Source organism: Sinomonas sp. R1AF57 (assembly GCF_002224485.1).
In the GTDB taxonomy this organism is placed as follows: Bacteria; Actinomycetota; Actinomycetes; order Actinomycetales; family Micrococcaceae; genus Sinomonas; species Sinomonas flava.
Genome location: NZ_CP022463.1, coordinates 1272307 through 1288688 on the forward strand (window position 1 = coordinate 1272307; position 16382 = coordinate 1288688).

The following is a 16382-nucleotide window of genomic DNA, read 5'->3' on the forward strand; positions in this document are numbered from 1 at the left end:
TCCGTGACAACCCCGCCGGCGGCTGCGCCTTCGCAGCTGTGGAACCTTCCGAACATCCTCACGATGGTCCGCATCGTCCTCGTGCCGTTCTTCGTGTGGTTCCTCCTGGCCGACGCTTCCGGGTACGGAGTCCTGCGCTGGCTCGCATTCGCCGTGTTCGCCGTCGCGATCTACACCGACCAGCTCGACGGCGCGATCGCGCGCAAGCGCAACCTGATCACCGACTTCGGCAAGATCGCGGACCCGATCGCCGACAAGCTGCTGACCGGCGCGGCGTTCGTCCTGCTGTCCGCGCTCGGCGAGCTGCCCTGGTGGATCACCGTCGTCGTCCTCGGCCGCGAGTGGGGGATCACTGCCCTGCGGTTCGTGGTCATCCGCTACGGGGTCATGCCTGCCTCGCGCGGCGGCAAGCTCAAGACCATCCTGCAGACGGTGGCGCTCCTGCTCTACCTGTTCCCGCTCACGCCCGGCAATCCTGTGCTCACCGCGATCGCTTTCGTGGTGATGCTGCTCGCGCTCGCCGTGACGGTCGTGACCGGCGTCGACTACGTGGTCAAGGCCATCCGCCTCCGCACGTCGGCGCTCGGGGGAGGGGCGTGAACGCGGCGGAGACGGCTGTGGCGCCGCAGGAGGTCGTGGCAGCATTCCTCGACCGCGGGGCGACAGCCGCCACCGCGGAGTCCCTTACCGCAGGCCTGGTCGCCGCGGCGCTGGCCGAGGTGCCCGGGGCGTCGGGAATGCTGCGGGGCGGCGTGGTGAGCTATGCCAGCGAGGTCAAGGCCGCCCTGCTCGGGGTCTCCCCGGAACTGCTCGCAGAGGCCGGCTCCGTCGACGCCGAGGTCGCCCGCCAGATGGCCCAGGGAGCCCGAGCGGCGTGCGGCGCCGACTACGCCGTCGCCACGACCGGAGCCGCTGGTCCCGAGCCGCACGACGGGAAGCCGGTGGGAACGGTCTTCGTGGCCGTCGCCGGCCCGCACTCGACCAGCGTCCGGGAGCATCTCTTCCATGGAGGCCGCGCTGACATCCGGTCCGCCGCGACGCAGGCCGCGCTGGCTGCTCTGCGCAGCGCTGTGGTGGCCGACACGCCCTGAGGCGGGAGAGCCCCAAGCTGGGAGCGCCCTGTGAATCCGCGTAGGGTCGTTACTGGGTGGGAACAAACCACCTGTACAGCGAGTTGTGGATAGTGTCGTCATCCAACGGCGGCACAACTAAGATGAGTCAGACCGGAGCCCCGGGGAGCCGGGGAACCCCAGTTGAGGAGCGAGTCGATACAGATGGTTAAGCAGCCCGTGTCCGTCAATGGCGTGGTCCGCTGGCGCGATGTGGGCTTGGCCGGAATCGCGAAGCCAGATCAGAAGGAGCGCAAGATGGTTGTTCTGCGTCATGAGATCGGAGACGTCCTCCGTGACGTTCGCCAGCGCCAGGGCCGCACGCTCCGCGAGGTTTCGCACAACGCCCGGGTGTCGCTCGGATATCTGAGCGAAGTGGAGCGCGGACAGAAGGAGGCCTCCTCGGAGCTGCTCTCCTCGATCTGCGGCGCGCTCGATGTGCCGCTGTCCGTCATGCTGCGTGAAGTGAGCGACAGGGTGGCAGTGGCCGAGGGCATCACCATCCCGGACACCGTGCCGCAGGAGTTCGCCCAGCGCTACGGCCGGGACATCAACGCCGACTTCGATGCCGAGCTGAGCAAGGTCAGCTGAGGCATCTCCGACCTGAGGGGGCCGGGCATCATGCCCGGCCCCCTTTCGTGTGCCGCTGCGGCCTCGCTCCCGGAGGCGTCACTGGCGCGGTGACATGGCCTCGTTGAGCCGTCCGAGATAGGACGCGAGGGCGTGGATGTCGTCGGGGGTCCAGTCAGCGAGCCGGTCGCGGAAGAACTCGTGCCGGTGCACGCGCAGGGATGCGACATGCTCGGTCCCCGAGTCGGTGAGCGTGACATTGTGGGCGCGGCCGTCGTGCGGGTCGGCTTCCTTGCGGACGAGCCCGAGGTCTGTGAGGAGCGCAATCTGCCGGCTCACGGTGGGCTTGCCCACCCCTACGGTTGCGGCGAGGTCGGTGACGCGGAGAGGCCCTTCGCGGTCCAGAATGGACAGGAGGCCGTATGCGGCCGAGTCGAGGTCCGGGTGGAGCGTCCTCGAGAGCGCCTGTGACGCCGCGCGTCCGCGGCGCCACAGGAGGGCGATCTGCTGCTCGACGTCGAGCAGGGCGGCATCGAAGTCGCTGTGCGAGGGGGGCATGGGCCCATCATAGGCGCGGGGGCGAACTGTCCGGCGCCTCTACAGGAGAATGGATCAGTGCGGAACAGCGATTTCTGGCTCCTCATGGAGGACGAGTTCGGCAGCGGCTACGCCTACCATCTGGCGTCGTCTGCGGTCCTGGCTGCGGTGGGGGGCCGCACGGCAGAAGAGGCGCTCCGGGCGGGCGTCGACCCACGGGACGTGTGGTTTGCGGTGTGCGACCTCCAGGACGTGCCCCACGAGCGGCGCCTCGGCCGGGACAGGCCGATCCGGGACTAGGCGTGCGCACCGGGGCCCGCTCGTCCGCGACACGCCGCCGAACGTTCGAAGATGTGTTCGGGGGAGGGGTATTCTCCTCCACAGGAGAGAATTCAGCCTTTCTGCCTGGGTTGTCCACATACGCCCGCGCGCTGCGTGAAGTGTCGGTGGGCCTCGGTAGCGTAGCGACTGGATCTAACGGCGCACCTCGTCACCAGGGGACGCCAGAGCCCGTACCAATCGACCGGAGGTGCACCATGGCGGCAACGCCAGACCGCGAGAAGGCGCTCGAAGCGGCCCTCGCCCAGATCGACAAGCAGTTCGGCAAGGGATCGATCATGCGCTTGGGTGACGACACCCGTGCACCGATCGAGGTCATCCCCACCGGTTCGATCGCCCTGGATGTCGCTCTCGGCATCGGCGGCCTGCCGCGGGGCCGTGTCGTGGAGATCTACGGCCCGGAATCCTCGGGTAAGACGACGGTGGCCCTGCACGCCGTCGCGAATGCGCAGCGCAACGGCGGGATCGCGGCGTTCATCGACGCCGAGCACGCCCTCGACCCGGAGTACGCGGCCAAGCTCGGTGTCGACACCGACGCGCTCCTGGTGTCGCGAGATCATGGACATGCTCGTGGGCTCCGGCTCCCTCGACATCATCGTCATCGACTCGGTGGCCGCGCTCGTCCCCCGCGCGGAGATCGAGGGTGAGATGGGCGACAGCCACGTGGGCCTCCAGGCCCGGCTCATGAGCCAGGCCCTCCGCAAGGTCACAGGCCGGCTCAACCAGACGAAGACGACGGCGATCTTCATCAACCAGCTCCGCGAGAAGATCGGCGTCTTCTTCGGCTCGCCTGAGACCACCACCGGTGGCAAGGCGCTCAAGTTCTACGCCTCGGTGCGCATCGATGTCCGCCGTATCCAGACCCTCAAAGAGGGTGCCGATTCGGTCGGAAACCGGACCAAGGCGAAGATCGTCAAGAACAAGATGGCACCGCCCTTCAAGCAGGCCGAGTTCGACATCATCTACGGCCAGGGCATTTCCCGCGAGGGCGGCATCATCGACATGGGCGTGGAACACGGCATCATCAAGAAGTCTGGCTCGTGGTTCACCTACGACGGCGACCAGCTCGGCCAGGGCATGGAGAACTCCCGTCGCTTCCTCCGCGACAACCCTGAGCTCGCCGAGGAGCTCGAGCGCCTGATCAAGGAGAAGCTGGGCGTGGGCGTGAAGGCCGCCACAGAAGAGCAGCCGCGCCTGAAGGCCGTTGACGGCGAGTAGCCGCCCGGGTCCGCCTCCTGAGGAGGATCCGGAGGCGGACCCGGAGTCGGTGGCGCGCGCCATCCTCCTGCGGCAGCTCACCCTCGGTCCACGGACGCGGCTCCAGCTCGAGCGGAAGCTGCGCGAGCGCAATGTCCCCGAAGAGACCGCTGATGCAGTGCTCGCACGCTTCGAGGACGTGGGGCTCATCAACGATGCGGAGTTCGCCCGCATGTGGGTCCGCAGCCGCGGGGAGTCCAAATCGCTGGGCCGTGCGGCGCTGCGGCGGGAGCTCGGTGAGAAGGGGATCCTGGGGGAGGTCGCTGAGGATGCGCTCTCCGCGGTCAGCGACGAAGACGAGGCGGCGGCCGCGAGGCGCCTGCTCGAACGCCGGGTGCGCGCCGTGGACCGTTCCGATCCTGCGGCGCGTGACCGGGAACTGCGGCGCCTCGTCGGGATGCTCGCCCGCAAGGGGCACTCACCGGGAGCCGCGTTCCGGATTGCAGCCGAGGTCCTCGACGCCGGCGGCGGTGCACCGCCCCAGTGACGCGGCCGCCAGGCCGCACGGGACGGACCAGGCGGCACGGGGAGAACATCGTTTCCCGGGTTGCGCGGCGCCGACGGCGTGGATCCCACGGGTCCGGCGCTGGTGCTAGACGGGGATGCCGTGCATCCCCGATACTCCCCGCAGGATGTCACGAATCCGAGCCCCACGAGCACCCGGCGGGGACCTGTCCGGCGGGGCAATGGTCCACGGGGTGGCCCTCGGCGCCATGGTCATCCGCGTGGTGGCCCTCCGCGTGGTGGCCGCGCTCGTCACCGCTGTCGTTGCCCTCGCGCTCTCCGGCTCCATGGCGGTCGCCGCGGATGACGCCCCGCCGTCGGGCTTTCCCACGTGGGCAGACGTGGAGGCCGCCAAGGCGAATGCGGAGGCCGCACGGATTCAGGCCGATCGCATCTCGGCGCTGCTGGCGCAGGTCAAGGCCACCGCAGCTGACGCCTCGGCCGCGGCAGTCACGGCAGGGGCCGCGGCCGCCAGAGCCCAGCAGGACGTGCGCTCCCAGGAACGGGTGGTCGAGCGGCTCGAATCCGAGGCCGACCGCCAGGCGACCGACCGCGACGCCGCCCAGGACGCAGCCGGGCAGCTCGCAGCTGCCGCCTACATGGGCGGGCCCGGCATCGGCCCCTTCGAGACGTTCAGCCTGCTCAGTCGCCCCGATTCGATCGATGAGCTGCAAGCGCTCCAGATCCTCAACGAGCAGGCCGCGCAGTCCTTGGCCGACTACCGCGTGGCAGCGAACGCGGCCTCGGCAGCCCATCAGGCCGCCCAGGCCGCACGGGACGAACTAGCCCAGCTCGCAGCGAAGGCCGAACGCGACCTCCAGGCCGCCCAGTCCGCCCAGCGGGCCGCGCAGCGGGCGGTGGCCGAGGCCCAGGACAAGGAGACCACGCTGCTCGCCCAGCTTGCCGACCTCAAGGGCACCTCGGCAGATGTCGAGCGGAAGTACCGCGAGGGGGTCGAGGCGCGTGCAGCCTATGAGGCGGCGCAGAAGGCGAAGAGCCTCGCGGCGCAGGCGCAGGGAGGGCTTTCAGGCGCCGCGCTGCTCGCCACCAACCCCGTCAGCTCAGGCGCGGGCGTCGTGAACGACCCAGCCGGGGCGCAGGCCTTTGCCTCGTCCCTCATGGGCAGCCGCGGATGGGACCAGGCAGAGTTCGGATGCCTCGTCCAGCTGTGGACGCGCGAGTCGAACTGGCTCACTGACGCGACGAACCCGTCCAGTGGGGCGTACGGGATCGCCCAGGCACTGCCGGCATCGAAGTATGCCTCGGCGGGCAGCGACTGGCTCACGAACTACCGCACCCAAGTGTCCTGGGGCGTCGGCTACATCGCCGACCGGTACGGGACTCCCTGCCGCGCGTGGGATCATTCGAACGCGGTCGGCTGGTACTGACGAGGGCGAGCACACCCGGATCCCGGTACCCTTGATGGGTGAGTTCCACCCTGCCCGCCGCGACCCCCTCGTCCGCTGCCACCGCCGCTCCCCGCACCTATGAGGTGCGCACGTTCGGCTGCCAGATGAACGTGCACGATTCGGAGCGCATGTCAGGCCTGCTCGAGACCGCCGGCTACGTCAAGGCCGCGGACGGAAGCGAGCCGGACGTCGTCGTGTTCAACACCTGCGCGGTGCGTGAGAACGCCGACAACCGGCTCTACGGGCATCTGGGCCAGCTCCGGCCTGTCAAGGAGAAGCATCCCGGCATGCAGATCGCCGTCGGCGGCTGCCTCGCGCAGAAGGACCGGGACACGATCCTCGCGAAGGCGCCCTGGGTGGACGCCGTGTTCGGGACCCACAACGTCGGGGCCCTTCCTGCCCTCCTCGAGCGTGCGCGCCACAACGAGGAAGCGCAGCTCGAGATCCTCGAGTCGCTCGAGGTCTTCCCCTCGACCCTGCCCACCAAGCGCGACTCCGTCTACAGCGGCTGGGTGTCGATCTCGGTCGGCTGCAACAACACGTGCACGTTCTGCATCGTCCCGAGCCTGCGGGGCAAGGAGCGCGACCGCCGCCCCGGGGAGATCCTCGCCGAGGTGCAGGCGCTCGTGGACGACGGCGCGATCGAGGTCACCCTGCTCGGCCAGAACGTCAACTCCTACGGCGTGGAGTTCGGCGACCGGCTCGCGTTCGGCAAGCTCCTGCGGGCGTGTGGGGAGATCGAGGGCCTCGAGAGAGTGCGCTTCACGAGCCCGCATCCCGCGGCGTTCACCGACGACGTCATCGAGGCCATGGCCGAGACGCCCAACGTCATGCCCCAGCTGCACATGCCGCTCCAGTCCGGCTCGGACCGGATCCTGCGCGAGATGCGGCGCTCCTACCGCAGCGCGAAGTTCCTCGGCATCCTCGACAAGGTCCGGGCCCGCATCCCGCACGCAGCCATCACCACGGACATCATCGTGGGCTTCCCCGGCGAGACCGAGGAGGACTTCCAGGCGACCCTCGACGTGGTCGAGCGGTCCCGCTTCTCGAACGCCTTCACCTTCCAGTACTCGCAGAGGCCGGGCACGCCTGCGGCGTCGCTGCCGGCCCAGCTGCCCAAGGCGGTGGTCCAGGAGCGGTACGAGCGGCTCATCGCCCTCCAGGACCGCATCGCCGCCGAGGAGAACGCGCAGCAGGTCGGCCGGACCATCGAGGTCATGGCGACCGCGCAGGCCGGCCGCAAAGCCGGTGAGACGCATCGGCTGTCCGGCCGGGCGCGGGACAACCGGCTCGTCCACTTCTCGGTCCCCGCCGGCGCCGAACCGCCCCGGCCTGGGGACCTCGTGACCGTCACCGTGACCGAGTCCGCGCCCTTCCACCTGATCGCCGACCCGGCAACGGCCTCCGACTACGCGCTCCGCCGCTCCCGGGCCGGCGACGCCTGGGATCGGGCGCAGGCGGACTCGTGCGGCGTCCCGGGCCCCGCGGCGGCCGGTCCAGGCGCGGGCTCCGTGAGCCTGGGCATGCCCTCGCTTCCGGTCCGCACCGCCTAGCCCGTGGCTCTGCCCATCGTCGCCGTCGTGGGGCCGACCGGCTCGGGCAAGACCGACCTCGCCGTCGAGCTCGCGCTCGCCCTCGGCGGGGAGGTGGTCAACGCCGACGCGCTGCAGTTCTACCGCGGAATGGACATCGGCACTGCCAAGGCCACGCCTCAGGAACGCCGGGGTCTCCCGCACCACCTGCTGGACGTCCTCGACGTGACCGAGGAGGCCTCGGTCTCGACGTTCCAGAGCTGGGCGCGCGCAGCGATCGCGGACATCCAGAGCCGCGGCAGGCGCGCCATCCTTGCCGGGGGCTCGGGCCTGTACGTGCGCGCGGCGCTCGATGTCCTCGAGTTTCCCGGCACCGACCCGGCCGTGCGTTCGCGCCTCGAGGCCGAGGCCGAGCGGGACGGCATCGCAGCCCTCCGCGCCCGTCTGGAGTCGGTCGACCCCGTGTCCGCAGGCCGTCTCGGGGACCTGCGGCGGATCGTCCGCGCGCTCGAGGTCCACGAACTCACCGGCCGGCCGTTCAGCTCCTTCATGCCCGAGCGGCAGTACGCGGCACCCGCGGTCCAGATCGGGCTCGACCTGGACCGCGCGGTCCTCCATGAACGTCTCGCGGCGCGGGTCCGCCGCATGGTCGACGCCGGCCTCCCCGCCGAGGTGGCGAGGCTCGCCGAGGCTGGGCTGCGCGAGGGCAGGACGGCGTCGCGGGCGCTGGGCTACGGGCAGTTCCTGCGTGTCCTCGACGGGGAGTCGACCCCGGAACAGGCCGCCGAGGAGACGATCGTCGCGACGCGGCAGTTCGCCCGCCGCCAGCTGACCTGGTTCCGCGCAGACCCCCGGGTGCACTGGCTCGATGCCCTCTCGCCGCACCTCGCGGAGGAGGCGCTCGCCGTCGTGCGCGAGGCCGACCGCGCCGCCGCGCAGGGCGAAGGCCCCGACCAGCCGGCCACCCGCGGGCACGCGCCGCTGCAGCAGAGGGCCGGCCGGTAGGCTGGGACCATGACTCCACCCGCCACCACGGCCGCCGCCGACGCCATCGCTGCCCTCGAACGCCTCGCCGGGCTGCCGTTCGCCAAGGGCCACGGGACCGGCAACGACTTCGTGCTCGTGGCGGACCCCGACGGTGGACGCGTGCTGGGGGAGGCCGAGGCCGCGGCCCTGTGCAACCGCCACCTCGGCATCGGCGCCGACGGGCTCATCCGCGCCATCCGCTCGAGTGCACTGCCCGAAGGCCGCGCTGTCCTCGCCGAGGAGCCGGCCGCGGAGTGGTTCATGGACTACCGCAATGCGGACGGGTCCCTGTCCGAGATGTGCGGCAACGGAGTCCGCGTCTTCGTCGCCTTCCTCCTCGACCAGGGGCTCGTGCACCTCGCACCCGGGGAAGTGCTTCCCATCGGGACGCGGGCCGGAGTGAAGCGGGTGGAGCGGCGGGGCCAGGGCTTCGCCGTAGACATGGGTCCGTGGGAGTTCATCTTCCCCGCCCAGGCCCAGACGGAGGCCGCGGACTCGACGGTCGAGGCGGTCGGGCTCGACGTCGCGCGCCCCGCGCTGAGCGTGAGCATGGGCAACCCGCACACGGTCGTCGCGCTCGCCGAGGCTGCCGAGCTCGTGGGGCTGGGCCTCCACACGGCGCCGGCGGTCGAGCCCACGCCTCCGCACGGAACCAACGTCGAGTTCGTGGTCCCTGCGGAGCCGCTCGTGGCCGACGGCGCCGGCACCATCACGATGCGCGTCCACGAGCGGGGCGTGGGGGAGACGCAGTCCTGCGGGACGGGCGCGTGTGCCGCAGCCGTCGCAATCCGCCACTGGGCCGGCGCGGGGGCGCCGGACCGATGGCACGTGAATGTCCCCGGCGGCAGGGTCGAGGTTGCCTTCGTGCCCGGTCCCGAGGGCCGCGAGCATGTCGAGCTCGCGGGACCCGCGGTGGTCGTGGCCCACGGCACCCTCGGGTAGGCACCCGTCACGCCGGAGGGTAGGTGATCCCGCCGTCGGCCACCCTGGCGAAGGGCGTGAGCTCCGCCTGTGCCGCCGAGGTGGCGGAGATGAGGTGCGTGACCTCGATCCCGGCGACGATCAAGGCGTCCGTGATGAGCCTCCGGTGGCACCGCCAGGGCACCGCCTCGCTGCACATGATGGCCGGGACGGACTCCTGCGCCAGTTCCGCCAGCTCCGCGAGCCCGGCGGCGAACTGCGGCGTCGCCATGTAGTCGGCGTAGTCGCGGAAGCCCTTCACACGCCACCCGCCGTTCGGGCTCGGGACACCGGCGGGGGTGTGCCGCCGCCCGCCGAGCGCACGGATCCACCGGTACTCCAGACTGGGTGGGAGGGCCTCGACGATCGCGTCCTGATCCCACTGCGGATGCTTGCGCGACGCCGGGAACGAGCGCACGTCGACCAGATGCGTGATCCCGTAGGGGCGCAGCAGGGCGAGCAGCTCCTCGAACTCGCGCGTCGAATGGCCGACCGTGAAGACCCTCACCGGTAACCGGCGGGTTCAACCCTGAACGAGGCCGATGAGGTTCCCGTCGCCGTCCTTGAGCACCGCGACGAGGGCGCCGCCGCCGACGTCCTTCGGGCTGTCGAGCACCTCCGCCCCGGCGGCCGTGAGCGTGGCCACCTCGGCCGCGATGTCCGAAGTCTTCCAGAACGCGATCGGGCCGGCGTGGCCGTGCGCGTGGCCGTTGGGGTCGAGCCCGATCTGAACGCCCTCCGCCATGTAGCCGACGTAGTACGGGGAATCCGCGAACGGCTCCGCGCCGAGCAGCGCGGTGTACAGCTTCTTCGCCGCGTCGAGGTCTGTCACGGGGATCGCGATGTTGTTGAGCTCCTTGGCCATGGCCGCGCCTTCCTCCCGGGTTGCGGTGCACTGCGTCACAACCCTACGACGACGAGGCGGTCAGCGCATGCGCGTGACCCGCAGCAGCCTGAACCCCTTCGAGGTCGCCTCCCGCGCGACCTCGAACGCGTCGCCGAGCTCGTCCGCGAGCCAGCGCTGGAGGGAGTCGGCCCCGAGGTTCTTCTGGACGACGAGCCAGGCATCGCCGCCGACCGCGAGGCGGGGGAGCCAGGTCAGAAGGAGCTCGTGGAGGGCCTGTTTGCCGATCCGGATCGGCGGGTTGGACCAGATCGTGGCGAAGCGGAGCTCGGGGTCCACCTCGCCGGGCAGCCCGGCCACCACATTGGACAGGCCCAGAGCGCTCGCGTTGTCCCGGGTGAGCGCGACACTGCGGGTGTTGACGTCGACGGCGTGGACCGTGGCCTCCGGCGAACGCAGCGCCATCGTGAGGGCGATCGGCCCCCATCCGCACCCGATGTCAAGCAGGTCGCCCTGCCCGGCCGGGTCGGGGGCCTCGCCCAGAAGGACCGCCGTGCCCTTGTCGATGCCGTCGGGGCTGAAGATGCCGGACGAGGTCGTGAGCTTCACCGGGCGCCCGTCGAGCACGACGTCGAGCGGCTTGCGCGCATCGGGGACGTCGGGCTCGGCATTGAAGTAGTGGGCAGGCTCCATAGCCCTCCAGCCTAGTGCCCGGGCGCGAGGAGGCGCGTGCGCGTCCGGTATACTGGATGGCATGTTCCTGTTCAAGTGATGCCTCCGCCGCGCGCAGCCGGTGTCAGATGACGCCCCCCGGCGCCCCCGCGGACGCAGCGAGCCGAGCCGATGTGCCCTTCCGGCCGGACCGAACAGACATTCCCAGGAGAATCCTCGTGACACCCGAGCACCCCGCGGGGTCTTTTCCACAGACCCCTCCCTCTGACACTGCCGGCGACCGGAGCCAGCACTATTCTGGAATTGCATCTTCGAAGGAGACCATGACCGACAATCAGCCGAATCAGCCCTCTGACCGCGGCGCCGACGCGGCCCCGCAGGACCTGAGCCCAGCAGACATCCAGGCCGTCATCGACCGGATCCTCGCCAAGGAGGAGGCAGCCGCAGCGAAGGGTGCCCGACGGGACGGGAGCGCTGACGGCCGCGCCGAGCGCGGAGGCGAGGGTGAGACGCGGACTCGCCGGGGGCTCGGCGACGGCAAGGCGCTGGCGCTCTCGGACCTCCAGTCCGAGCACGGCGACTACGACGGCGAGCAGCAGGACCTCGAGGAGCGCCGCGCGCTCCGCCGCGTGGCCGGCCTGTCGACCGAACTCGAGGACGTCACCGAGGTTGAGTACCGGCAGCTGCGCCTCGAGCGTGTCGTGCTCGCGGGACTCTGGACCGAGGGGACGCTCGAGGACGCGGAGAACTCCCTGCGCGAGCTCGGCGCGCTCGCGGAGACAGCCGGGTCGGAGGTGCTCGACGGCGTCGTGCAGCGCCGGATGAAGCCCGACGCCGGGACGTTCCTCGGCTCGGGCAAGGCGCTCGAGCTGCGTGACATCGTCGCGGCGACCGGGGCGGACACCGTGGTGGTCGACTCGGAGCTCTCGCCTTCACAGCGGCGCGGACTCGAGGACATCGTCAAGGTCAAGGTCATCGACCGCACTGCCCTGATCCTGGACATCTTCGCCCAGCACGCGAAGAGCCGCGAGGGCAAGGCCCAGGTCGAGCTCGCCCAGCTCGAGTACCTCCTCCCGCGCCTGCGCGGCTGGGGCGAGTCGATGTCCCGGCAGGCGGGTGGCCGTGTCGGTGCCGCCGGCGGCGGGATCGGCTCGCGTGGGCCCGGCGAGACCAAGATCGAGCTGGACCGGCGCCGCATCCGCACCCGCATGGCCAAGCTGCGGCGGGAGATCGCCGGGATGAAGCCGGCCCGCGAGACGAAGCGCGCGAACCGCAAGCGCAACGAGATTCCCTCGGTGGCGATCGCGGGCTACACCAACGCAGGCAAGTCGTCCCTGCTCAACAGGCTCACCGACGCCGGGGTGCTGGTGGAGAACGCCCTCTTCGCCACCCTTGACCCGACCGTGCGCCGGGCGGAGACGCCGGACGGGCTTCCCTACACGCTCGCGGACACCGTCGGGTTCGTGCGGTCGCTGCCGACCCAGCTGGTCGAGGCGTTCCGGTCCACGCTCGAGGAGGTGGCCGACGCCGACCTCATCCTCCACGTCGTCGATGCCTCGCACCCCGACCCCGAGGGCCAGATCGCAGCGGTCCGCCAGGTCCTCGCGGAGGTCGACGCGCGCAAGGTCCCGGAGATCATCGTCCTGAACAAGGCGGACGCCGCTGACCCGTTCGTCCTCGAGCGGCTCCGGCAGCGGGAACCGCGCCACGTCGTCGTCTCCGCGCGGACCGGCGCGGGCATCGCCGAGCTCAAGGAGGCGATCAGCGACGCCATCCCGCGTCCGAGCGTGACGCTGACCATCCTGGTCCCGTACAGCCGCGGTGACCTCCTCAACCGCCTGCACACCTCGAGCTCGGAGATCCGCTCCCTCGAGCATGTGGAGGAGGGCACCCGCGCCGAGGTCGTGGTCCGCGAGGAGCTCGCGGCGGAACTCGCGCCCTTCGTGGTCCATGACTGAGGCGGCGGTAGCGCACGCCAGCGCGGGACGGGGCAGCGCCGGGGCCGCGGAGAAGGCGCTCTCCCTGCTCGACGCTGCCGTCGCGTCGATGGGCGGCCAGCAGCGCGACGGGCAGCACGAGATGGCCCGACAGGTTGCCACTGCCATCGAGGAGCAGAAGCACCTGCTCGTGCAGGCGGGCACCGGGACGGGGAAGTCCCTGGCCTACCTGGTTCCGCTGATCGCGCACGCCCAGCACAGCGACCGGCCCGCGGTCGTCGCGACGGCGACGCTCGCGCTCCAGGCCCAGATCGTGGGCCGCGACATCCCGCGCCTGCTTGAGGCCATCACGCCCAAGCTCGACCGGCCCGTCGACGTCGCGCTCGTCAAGGGCCGGTCCAACTACCTCTGCCGGCACAAGCTCGAGGGTGGGTTCCCGACCGACGAGGCCGCGGAGGGGCAGCTGTTCAGCCTGGGCGAGGACTCCGCCGTCGGGCATCCCGGAGCCGGCCCGGCGACCCAGCTCGGACGGGAGGTGGCGCGCCTGCGCCAGTGGGCCGAGGAGACGGAGACGGGGGACCGCGACGACCTCGTGCCCGGGGTCACCGACCGGGCGTGGCGGCAGGTCTCCGTCACGGCGCTCGAGTGCCTCGGGGCGCAGAAGTGCCCCTTCGCGGCCGAGTGCTTCAGCGAGCTCGCCCGGCAGCGCGGCGCCGAGGCCGACATCGTTGTGACGAACCATGCGCTCCTCGCGATCAACGCGTTCGAGGGTCTCAACGTGCTCCCGGAGTACGAGGTCGTGGTGGTCGACGAGGCGCACGAGCTCGCGGACCGCGTCACCGGCGCGGTGAGCGGTCAGCTCTCTGCCCAGATGATCCAGGCCGCGGCATCGAGCGCGCGCCGCCACTGCGGGATCACTGTCGATTCCCTGCAGGCCGCCGCGACCGCCCTCGAGCTCTCGCTCACCTCCGCGCCGACGGGGCTGCTCGCGCGCGGGCTGAACGAGGAGCAGGCACAGGATGTCGCCCTCGTACGGGACGCGTGCCGCGTGGCGCTGTCGGACTCGAAGCCCGGGGACGGGCAGTCGGCGGACGGCGGGCGCCAGATCGCCCGGTCGCGCCTCCTCGCCGTCCTCGAGGTCTGCGAGCGGCTTCTCGAGGCGGAAGCCAACCGGGAGGTCATGTGGGTGACCCGCACGGGCGCGCCGGATCCCGTGACGGGCTACGCAGCCGCCGACGACGACGCCCCCGCCACGCTGCACATCGCACCGCTCGGCGTGGGCGGCCGGCTGCGGGAGGGGCTCTTCGACGGGCACACGGTCGTCCTGACGAGCGCGACCCTCGCGATCGGGTCTGCGTTCGAACCGACCGCGGGCGGACTGGGGCTGCTGGGCGCAGGGGCGCCTTCGTGGACCGGAGTCGACGTCGGATCCCCCTTCGACTACCCCAGGCAGGGCATGCTCTACGTCGCCAGGCACCTCCCGCGACCGGGACGCGGACTCTCCCCGGAGGCGGTCGACGAGCTCGAGGCACTCCTGCGGGCCTCCTCGGGCGGGGCGCTGTGCCTGTTCTCCTCCCGGAGGGCCGCTGAGGAGGCCGCAGACGAGCTGCGCCTCCGGCTCGACGTCGAGATCCTCTGCCAGGGCGAGTCATCGATGAGTGCCCTCGTGAAGCAGTTCGCCGCCGAACCCGACACCTGCCTGTTCGGGACGATGTCGCTGTGGCAGGGCGTGGATGTCCCAGGCCCTTCGTGCCGTCTGGTGGTGATCGACCGGATACCGTTCCCGCGGCCGGACGATCCGCTCACGACGGCGCGCTCCCGCGCCGTTGCCCAGGCAGGCGGGAACGGCTTCATGGCCGTCTCGGCGACCCATGCGGCCGTGCGCCTCGCGCAGGGTGCAGGGCGGCTGATCCGGTCGACGGAGGACCGCGGCGTCGTCGCCGTCCTCGACTCGAGGCTTGCGACGGAGCGCTACGGAGCGTTCCTGCGCGGAGCGCTCCCGCCGCTGTGGGGGACGGCCGATCGGAAGGTCGTGACCGACGCGCTCAGGCGTCTCGCCGCCGCCGGCTGAACGGGCCGCCGGCTCAACGGCCGGCTCACACCGACCGCAGGACCGAGACGACCTTGCCCATGATGGTGGCGTGGTCGCCGAGGATGGGCTCGTAGCGGGTGTTCTGCGGCAGGAGCCAGGTGTGCCCGTCGCGCTGGCGGAAGGTCTTGACCGTCGCCTCGTCGTCGAGCAGCGCGGCCACGATGTCGCCGTTCTCCGCCGCGTTCTGCCGGCGCACGACCACCCAGTCCCCGTCGCAGATGGCGGCGTCGATCATGGAGTCGCCCTTGACCTTGAGCATGAACAGCTCGCCGTAGCCCACCAGCTGCCGGGGGAGCGGCATGACGTCCTCGACCGCCTGGTCCGCAAGGATGGGGCCACCAGCGGCGATGCGCCCGACCAGCGGAACGAGCGCGGTGTCGGCCGCGCTGGCCATGTCCCCGAGCGGGACCCCCGTCGCGCCGCGCAGGGCGGCGGCTTCCTCGGCCGGAACGCTCAGTTCGCCTTCGTCCAGCGTCAGCGGCATCAGGACCTCCATGGCGCGGGGGCGCTTGGGATCGCGGCGCAGGTAGCCGAGCTTCTCGAGCTGCATCAGCTGGTGCGTGACGCTTGAGAGGCTTGCGAGGCCCACCGTGTCCCCGATCTCGCGCATGGACGGCGGGTAGCCCTTGAGCTGCACGGAGCGCTGGATCGTCTCGAGGATCCTCTTCTGGCGCGCCGTCAGTCCTTTGGCTGCTCTGGTCCGTGATGCCATGCCGTCCTGCCTCTCCACCGGGGGCGCCACGCCTCCGGGATCCCGTCCGTCGATGCCCCGGGGCCTCCCTGCGAGAACTGTCGTACCCCCTCGGCAGGATGTCGTCATGGTCGACGGGGGCGGGCAGCTCGGCGTGGAACCCGGTGCTACCCCCACCGTAGGCCAGTCGGACAGGCCTTTCAAACATGTGTTCGACCGTGTCTGGACAGGCATCGTGGACAGGTGCTAAGAAAGAGTCATCACTTCGAACGTTTCTTCGAAACACTGCGCAGAGTGCCGCCGATGTGTTCGCACTCGACGTCGTTCGGCGACTGCGCAGGGGAAGGCGCATCATGGCACTCGCGATCCTCGCTGGAAATGGGCACGGGGCTCCCCTTCCGGCCGAGCAGGAGGCACGCCACCGGCTGAAGGTCGTCCACTGCGTCCCGGCGGCGCCGGCCACGGACTTCCGGTCCGGGGCCGCTCACGCCCCGCTGCGCCTCACCCGCAGGGGAAGGCTCGTCCTCGTCGTCCTGCCGGTGTTCGCTGCGGCGCTGGCGGTACTCGTCGCGTGGTCCGCGCTCATGGCGCCGGCGAAGGCGGCCGGGGAGGCGGTCGGCCCCGGCGCTGTCGAAACGGTGACCGTGCAGCCCGGCCAGTCGCTGTGGAGCATCGCCGAGGGCCGTGTGCCCGACCAGGACCCGCGCGTGACGATCAGCCAGATCCGCCAGCTCAATGACTTGGAGAGCACCAGAGTGCTCCCCGGCGAGCAGATCGTCGTTCCGCTTGCCCGCTGAACCTCTCCGCCCGCTGAACCTCTCCGCCCGCTGAACCTTTCCGGGGCGAGCGGCATGGTGCCGCTTGCGGGGTCTTCGGCTGCGCCCCCGGAATGTGGGCGCCGGC

17 protein-coding genes and 1 pseudogene are annotated in these 16382 nt (G+C 71.1%); 13 read left to right on the plus strand and 5 right to left on the minus strand.

Annotated features, from left to right (window positions below):
* The first annotated feature begins 3 nt into the window (after window positions 1-3).
* From pgsA to CGQ25_RS05820, 3 genes are all read left to right on the plus strand, one after another.
* A complete protein-coding gene (pgsA, locus tag CGQ25_RS05810) occupies window positions 4-600 on the plus strand; it encodes a CDP-diacylglycerol--glycerol-3-phosphate 3-phosphatidyltransferase (protein ID WP_255405602.1) in 597 nt (198 codons plus the stop codon).
* Window positions 597-1091: a CinA family protein gene (locus CGQ25_RS05815; RefSeq protein ID WP_255405603.1), complete on the plus strand. Its 495-nt coding sequence runs from the start codon at window positions 597-599 to the stop codon at window positions 1089-1091. The genes pgsA and CGQ25_RS05815 overlap by 4 nt, the downstream gene beginning before the upstream one ends.
* A gap of 183 nt (window positions 1092-1274) precedes the next feature.
* Complete coding sequence (locus tag CGQ25_RS05820) at window positions 1275-1700, plus strand: helix-turn-helix domain-containing protein (protein WP_208712223.1); 426 nt, start codon at window positions 1275-1277, stop codon at window positions 1698-1700.
* Between the two features lie 78 nt (window positions 1701-1778).
* Here CGQ25_RS05820 and CGQ25_RS05825 read toward each other — a convergent pair whose 3' ends face one another.
* The gene (locus CGQ25_RS05825; RefSeq protein WP_208712224.1) at window positions 1779-2237 is read right to left on the minus strand and encodes a MarR family winged helix-turn-helix transcriptional regulator; all 459 of its coding nucleotides are present in this window, start codon (window positions 2235-2237) and stop codon (window positions 1779-1781) included.
* A gap of 57 nt (window positions 2238-2294) precedes the next feature.
* Between CGQ25_RS05825 and CGQ25_RS05830 the strand changes: the two genes are divergently transcribed.
* From CGQ25_RS05830 to dapF, 7 genes and pseudogenes are all read left to right on the plus strand, one after another.
* Window positions 2295-2516 (plus strand): DUF3046 domain-containing protein, encoded by a 222-nt coding sequence (locus tag CGQ25_RS05830; RefSeq protein ID WP_208712225.1) that lies wholly within the window; start codon window positions 2295-2297, stop codon window positions 2514-2516.
* 236 nt (window positions 2517-2752) lie between these two features.
* Window positions 2753-3773, plus strand: a pseudogene (gene recA / locus CGQ25_RS05835) (recombinase RecA).
* 49 nt (window positions 3774-3822) lie between these two features.
* Window positions 3823-4299 (plus strand): regulatory protein RecX, encoded by a 477-nt coding sequence (locus CGQ25_RS05840; RefSeq protein ID WP_255405604.1) that lies wholly within the window; start codon window positions 3823-3825, stop codon window positions 4297-4299.
* Between the two features lie 145 nt (window positions 4300-4444).
* Complete coding sequence (locus tag CGQ25_RS05845) at window positions 4445-5704, plus strand: transglycosylase (protein ID WP_208712227.1); 1260 nt, start codon at window positions 4445-4447, stop codon at window positions 5702-5704.
* 38 nt (window positions 5705-5742) lie between these two features.
* Window positions 5743-7278, plus strand: coding sequence for a tRNA (N6-isopentenyl adenosine(37)-C2)-methylthiotransferase MiaB (gene miaB, locus CGQ25_RS05850; RefSeq protein ID WP_208712228.1), 1536 nt, complete (start codon window positions 5743-5745; stop codon window positions 7276-7278).
* 3 nt (window positions 7279-7281) lie between these two features.
* The gene (miaA, locus tag CGQ25_RS05855; protein WP_208712229.1) at window positions 7282-8262 is read left to right on the plus strand and encodes a tRNA (adenosine(37)-N6)-dimethylallyltransferase MiaA; all 981 of its coding nucleotides are present in this window, start codon (window positions 7282-7284) and stop codon (window positions 8260-8262) included.
* Between the two features lie 9 nt (window positions 8263-8271).
* A complete protein-coding gene (gene dapF / locus CGQ25_RS05860) occupies window positions 8272-9225 on the plus strand; it encodes a diaminopimelate epimerase (protein WP_208712230.1) in 954 nt (317 codons plus the stop codon).
* Between the two features lie 7 nt (window positions 9226-9232).
* On the opposite strand, the gene CGQ25_RS05865 is transcribed toward dapF, so the two are convergent.
* Genes CGQ25_RS05865 through CGQ25_RS05875 form a run of 3 tightly spaced genes read right to left on the minus strand, consistent with a single transcriptional unit; the run spans window position 9233 to window position 10780 of the window.
* A complete protein-coding gene (locus tag CGQ25_RS05865) occupies window positions 9233-9751 on the minus strand; it encodes a DUF488 family protein (RefSeq protein WP_208712231.1) in 519 nt (172 codons plus the stop codon).
* 15 nt (window positions 9752-9766) lie between these two features.
* Complete coding sequence (locus tag CGQ25_RS05870; protein ID WP_208712232.1) at window positions 9767-10108, minus strand: VOC family protein; 342 nt, start codon at window positions 10106-10108, stop codon at window positions 9767-9769.
* Window positions 10109-10168: 60 nt separating this feature from the next.
* Window positions 10169-10780: a class I SAM-dependent methyltransferase gene (locus tag CGQ25_RS05875; protein WP_208712233.1), complete on the minus strand. Its 612-nt coding sequence runs from the start codon at window positions 10778-10780 to the stop codon at window positions 10169-10171.
* Window positions 10781-11082: 302 nt separating this feature from the next.
* On the opposite strand from CGQ25_RS05875, the gene hflX reads away from it, so the two are divergent.
* Window positions 11083-12717, plus strand: coding sequence for a GTPase HflX (hflX, locus tag CGQ25_RS05880; protein WP_208712234.1), 1635 nt, complete (start codon window positions 11083-11085; stop codon window positions 12715-12717).
* Window positions 12710-14767 (plus strand): ATP-dependent DNA helicase, encoded by a 2058-nt coding sequence (locus CGQ25_RS05885; protein ID WP_208712235.1) that lies wholly within the window; start codon window positions 12710-12712, stop codon window positions 14765-14767. Before hflX ends, CGQ25_RS05885 begins: the two co-directional genes overlap by 8 nt.
* 25 nt (window positions 14768-14792) lie before the next feature.
* Here the strand turns inward: CGQ25_RS05885 and lexA are convergent, their stop codons facing one another.
* Entirely contained in the window at window positions 14793-15500 is a 708-nt protein-coding gene (lexA, locus tag CGQ25_RS05890) for a transcriptional repressor LexA (protein ID WP_208712236.1), read from the minus strand.
* Window positions 15501-15832: 332 nt separating this feature from the next.
* Between lexA and CGQ25_RS05895 the strand changes: the two genes are divergently transcribed.
* Window positions 15833-16276 (plus strand): LysM peptidoglycan-binding domain-containing protein, encoded by a 444-nt coding sequence (locus CGQ25_RS05895; protein ID WP_208712237.1) that lies wholly within the window; start codon window positions 15833-15835, stop codon window positions 16274-16276.
* Window positions 16277-16382: the final 106 nt, after the last annotated feature.

Coding starts and splice junctions, on each gene's coding strand:
- CGQ25_RS05895 (WP_208712237.1), top strand. CDS start 15,833: ATGGCACTCGCGATCCTCGCTGGAAATGGGCACGGGGCTCCCCTTCCG.
- dapF (WP_208712230.1), top strand. CDS start 8,272: ATGACTCCACCCGCCACCACGGCCGCCGCCGACGCCATCGCTGCCCTC.
- hflX (WP_208712234.1), top strand. CDS start 11,083: ATGACCGACAATCAGCCGAATCAGCCCTCTGACCGCGGCGCCGACGCG.
- CGQ25_RS05875 (WP_208712233.1), bottom strand. CDS start 10,780: ATGGAGCCTGCCCACTACTTCAATGCCGAGCCCGACGTCCCCGATGCG.
- CGQ25_RS05885 (WP_208712235.1), top strand. CDS start 12,710: ATGACTGAGGCGGCGGTAGCGCACGCCAGCGCGGGACGGGGCAGCGCC.
- CGQ25_RS05845 (WP_208712227.1), top strand. CDS start 4,445: ATGTCACGAATCCGAGCCCCACGAGCACCCGGCGGGGACCTGTCCGGC.
- CGQ25_RS05820 (WP_208712223.1), top strand. CDS start 1,275: ATGGTTAAGCAGCCCGTGTCCGTCAATGGCGTGGTCCGCTGGCGCGAT.
- lexA (WP_208712236.1), bottom strand. CDS start 15,500: ATGGCATCACGGACCAGAGCAGCCAAAGGACTGACGGCGCGCCAGAAG.
- CGQ25_RS05825 (WP_208712224.1), bottom strand. CDS start 2,237: ATGCCCCCCTCGCACAGCGACTTCGATGCCGCCCTGCTCGACGTCGAG.
- CGQ25_RS05870 (WP_208712232.1), bottom strand. CDS start 10,108: ATGGCCAAGGAGCTCAACAACATCGCGATCCCCGTGACAGACCTCGAC.